The sequence below is a fragment of the Streptomyces sp. NPDC051105 genome (assembly GCF_040682795.1).
Taxonomy (GTDB): Bacteria; Actinomycetota; Actinomycetes; order Streptomycetales; family Streptomycetaceae; genus Streptomyces.
The window spans coordinates 1-3836 of the sequence record NZ_JBFBBR010000047.1 but is presented as its reverse complement, the minus strand read 5'-3'; the positions used below and the strand labels follow the sequence as shown (position 1 = coordinate 3836).

At 34.2% G+C, this 3836-nt stretch carries 5 protein-coding genes; all 5 read left to right on the top strand.

The window, feature by feature from the left end; genetic code table 11:
- Positions 1-641: restriction endonuclease subunit S (locus AB0N16_RS41475; protein ID WP_365806005.1), on the top strand; the 641-nt coding region annotated here is incomplete at its 5' end.
- Positions 642-848: 207 nt separating this feature from the next.
- Positions 849-1193 (top strand): DUF1413 domain-containing protein, encoded by a 345-nt coding sequence (locus AB0N16_RS41470; RefSeq protein WP_349221525.1) that lies wholly within the window; start codon positions 849-851, stop codon positions 1191-1193.
- A 266-nt stretch (positions 1194-1459) separates the two neighbouring features.
- Complete coding sequence (locus AB0N16_RS41465; RefSeq protein ID WP_063284065.1) at positions 1460-2065, top strand: dienelactone hydrolase family protein; 606 nt, start codon at positions 1460-1462, stop codon at positions 2063-2065.
- Positions 2066-2438: 373 nt separating this feature from the next.
- On the top strand, positions 2439-3086 hold the full coding sequence (pcp, locus tag AB0N16_RS41460; RefSeq protein WP_014573651.1) for a pyroglutamyl-peptidase I: 648 nt from the start codon (positions 2439-2441) through the stop codon (positions 3084-3086).
- A gap of 244 nt (positions 3087-3330) precedes the next feature.
- A partial coding sequence (locus tag AB0N16_RS41455; RefSeq protein WP_365806004.1) for a recombinase family protein occupies positions 3331-3836 on the top strand: 506 nt, incomplete at its 3' end.

Sequence of the window (3836 nt, the reverse complement as noted above, 5' to 3'; positions counted from 1 at the left end):
TACAAAAGATGTTCCCTAAAAATGGTGCCAAAGTTCCTGAATTGCGATTTGCGGGGTTTGCTGACGATTGGGAACAGCGTAAGTTATCTGACGTAGCTAATCACAGAGGCGGAACAGCTATTGAAAAGTATTTTGACAAATATGGTGTATACAAAGTTATTTCAATTGGTAGCTATGGATTAAATAGCCAATACGTTGATCAAAATATTCGCGCAATATCAAATGAAATTACAGATGGACGAGTTGTTAATTCTGGAGAGCTCACCATGGTGCTAAATGATAAAACTGCTAATGGAACAATTATTGGAAGAACTTTACTGGTAGAAAAAGATAACGAATATGTTATCAATCAACGAACTGAAATTATTTCTCCGAAAGAAAACTTTGATTCTAATTTTGCATATACCATACTTAATGGTCCTTTTAGAGAAAAAGTTAAACGAATTGTTCAGGGGGGAACGCAAATATATGTTAACTATCCTGCAGTTTCTAATCTAAATCTAGAGCTACCTAAGATTGAAGAACAACAAAAAATAGGCTCTTTCTTTAAACAGTTAGATGACACTATCGCTCTTCATCAGCGTAAGCTAGATCTTCTCAAAGAGCAGAAAAAAGGATTTCTACAAAAGATGTTCGTTTAGGGTCTATAATTAGATAATAACCCCTAAGAAATTAACCAAAAACAGCCCTTATACTTACAAGATATAATTATAGGGGCTGTTTTTTACAAATTTATAAAAAATAAAGCATTTATATAAATGTTTTATTGACAAACAAAATGTTTTATTGACAAACAAAATAGGATGTGATATCCTTTATATGAATATAAATGAAAGGACATAATTAAAATGTCAAAGAATATCCAATTAACCCTAACTGATTTGCAGTATGAAACCTTGCTAAAAAAAGCAGGAAGCTTCTCTATCCAGCAATATCTGATTAAAAAAGAATTTCCAAACCACGAATTTTCTCATTGGTTTAACGAAATAACTGGACTAATTGAAAAACTTCCACCTGACACAAACTTTTCACTAAAAACTTTATTATCTGTAAATTGGGAAACTATTCCTAAAGGAGTACGCCTATCAATAGGAAAACAATTTCTAAAAGAAGTCAATGAAGGAAGTATTCGAGCAGTAAAATATGTAAAAAAAGACTCTGCCAATACTACCATCTACAAAAAAACACTTTAAAAAACTTCGCAACAGAACCTATAATATCCTTCTAACTATATAATAACTTGAAAATTACTAATTTATCTGTACTGTAGTATATTAGAATTGAAGGAATTGTAAATAGAATAGTTATTTGATATACTTTAGAAAATACATGTTAATAATGTGAAATCAGACTTTAATTACGGTGAATAATATGAGATTAAGTCTGATGGGTCTTGTTATTATTCTAATATCATTATAGAAATATAAATCGGTAAATTCAGTTTAACTAGGAGGATTATATGAAGCCAATTGTTTTTATCTATCATTCAGTACTTGGAATAAGAGGGTCTGAATTAAATTTGTCAGAGGTTATAAAAAAAGAAGGTTTTGATGTTATCATTCCTGATTTGTATGAAGGAAAGAAATTTGATGATTATAAAACAGCTATGGCTTTTCTCGGAACATTTGGAGAAGATGGTTTAGAAAAGAAAGCCTATGCGATGTTCGAGGAAGAACACAAGAAGAATGGTAAGAAACCGGTTATCTTTATTGGTTTTTCAAATGGTTGTAATTTAGCAGAGTGGCTTTCGCTAAAAATTCCAGAGACAGTTGGAACCATATTGTTACATGGTGGAATGCCAGTTAAAATGTTTGGCTATGAGGGGTGGCCATCAAATCTCCCCATCCAAATCCATTATTCTAAAGAAGATCCGTGGAAACTAGAAGATGAAGAAATTTTACAAGAATTCCTGAATGAAATAGAAAATTCAGGCGCTAAGTTGGAATTCTATGAATATGAAGGAGAAGGATATTTGTTTTCTGATCCTGAATTGCTATTAGAATATAATGATATAGAAACTCAAAATATGTATGAGAAAGTAAAAGGATTTTTAAGTAACTTTTAGTAATGGAATGATAAATTTATGCTGATACCACTAAAGAGCTATGGTAGGAGATTGTCTTGTAAACTGTAACTGGATGTATTATTGAAACTGACAATAAGCTTCTAATGGTTTAGCAAGGGAATGAAATGATTCAAAGCAAAAAGAAGACCACGTACAAAATTTATATGGTGTTCTTTTTGTTTAGTTTTTTAATGTGGTCATAAAAAGGCGGAGCCTATTATAAGTTTAATTATTTAATTTCAGAAAGGTATATATAAATCATGGCGCAACAAATTGTCCTACCCATCAAAGACTCCAACGTCTTAAAGATGGTACAAGATACACTTCTCGATAGCTTCTGTACTTCTTGGCATTTTAGAAAGGAAATCTTCTCATGAAAATTCTTGTTACCGGATTTGATCCCTTTGGCGACGATAAAATTAATCCTGCGATTGAAGCCGTGAAACGTTTGCCGGATGAAATTGCTGGGGCACAAATCGTTAAATTGGAAATTCCGACAAAGTTTAATGTTTCAGCCGATGTCGTTAAAGATGCTATTGCCAAAGAAAAGCCTGACTATGTGTTGAGCATTGGTCAGGCTGGTGGCCGGTTTGAACTCACGCCGGAGCGAGTTGCGATTAACTTGGATGACGGTCGGATTCAAGATAATGCCGGGTATCAGCCACTTAATCACACGATTCATGGCGATGGCGAGAATGCCTACTTTACCCAGTTACCAATTAAGGCCATGGCCAAAGCCATTCGGGAAGCTGGTGTTCCGTCAGCAGTCTCCAACACAGCAGGCACTTACGTCTGCAACCACATTTTTTATCAGGTACAGTATATGCGGGATAAGATGTTTCCCGATATTAAGGCCGGCTTCATGCATATTCCATTTTTGCCGGAACAGGTTGTCACTCGTCCGGAAACACCAGCGTTGTCATTGGATGATGATGTTTTAGGCATCACTGCCGCTATCAAGGCCATCGTGTCCCGTGACGGCAAAGGCGATATCGAAACGATTGAAGGCAAGGATCACTAAAAGCCTGTTTAGTGTTTTTGGACTATTATCAAATAAATAGACATAAAAAAGAAAAGCGTTCTAATCGTTTTTCCTTTTTTATCAGATGTTCAGAAAATGGTCATTTTCTGAACACTCTTCTTTTCTTATTAAATTTCTCAAAATCATTTACATTTCTCGTTCATTAACCCGTAATTTATTCTATGTTCATTTATATATATATTTTTAAGTTATGATACAATAAATTAAAATGAAGGAGAAAAAAATGAATATCGGATATGCACGAGTTTCAACTGGACTTCAAAATTTGGATTTACAAAAAGATAGTCTAAAAAAATATAACTGTGAAAAAATATTTACTGATCATATGTCAGGAAGTAAAAAAGATAGACCTGGATTAAAATCCGCCATCGAATTTTCTCGTTCTGGAGATACAATTGTTGTTTGGCGGTTAGATCGATTAGGAAGAAATATGGAGGACTTAATTAGCATAGTTAATTCACTTAATGATAAAGGAGTAAGCTTCCATAGCTTGCAAGAAAATATTACAATGGATAAATCAAGTTCGACTGGACAATTGATGTTTCATTTGTTTGCGGCTTTTGCGGAATTTGAGAGAAATCTTATTTTGGAGCGTTCTGCCGCTGGTAGAGAAGCTGCACGTGCAAGAGGACGACTTGGAGGAAGACCTGAGAAATTTTCGGAGCAAGACGTAAAGCTTCTTAAAACCTTGGTAGAAAGTGGTACGCCGATTAAGTCGATTGCGGATTC